We start from the raw sequence: 470 nt of genomic DNA, 5'->3' as shown, positions 1-470 counted from the left end.
CCATCTTTCACTGCTGTTTCAAGATTTTCCATGATTAGACGTGTAGCAGCTGTTCCGTAAGCGTCGGTCTCATCGGTAGCATTAACTGAAATGTAAGACTCAATCGCATGAGTCAGTGCGTCCATTCCGGTTGCAGCCGTCACTGCAGCAGGTAGGCCTAGCATCATTGCGCCGTCTAAAGCGGCCATCATGGGTACCAGTTTAGGGTCAATGATAGGTGTCTTTTGATGGGTTTCAGGGTCTGATACGACAGACACGATGGTTACTTCTGAGCCAGTGCCTGCAGTTGTCGGGATGGCGAATAGTGGCAAAGGTGCTTTACGTAACTTGAATAAGCCGGCCATCTTCTCTAATGGCTTGTCATTTGTTGCGCGTGCTGCGATAGCCTTGCTTGCATCAATCGGTGAGCCACCGCCTACGGCAAGAATTGCTTCGCAGTTGTTGTTTCTTAATAAGTCTAGACCTGCTTG

The 470-nt window shown here is 49.1% G+C and carries 1 protein-coding gene; it reads right to left on the bottom strand.

What is annotated here, in order from left to right:
* Window positions 1–470, bottom strand: a 470-nt coding sequence (locus A3761_RS05085) for an iron-containing alcohol dehydrogenase (protein ID WP_156491620.1), incomplete at both ends; no start/stop codon positions are given.

It is taken from the genome of Oleiphilus sp. HI0123 (assembly GCF_001635315.1).
The sequence above is the reverse complement of the archived record's forward strand: the minus strand, read 5'-3'. Positions and strand labels throughout refer to the sequence as shown.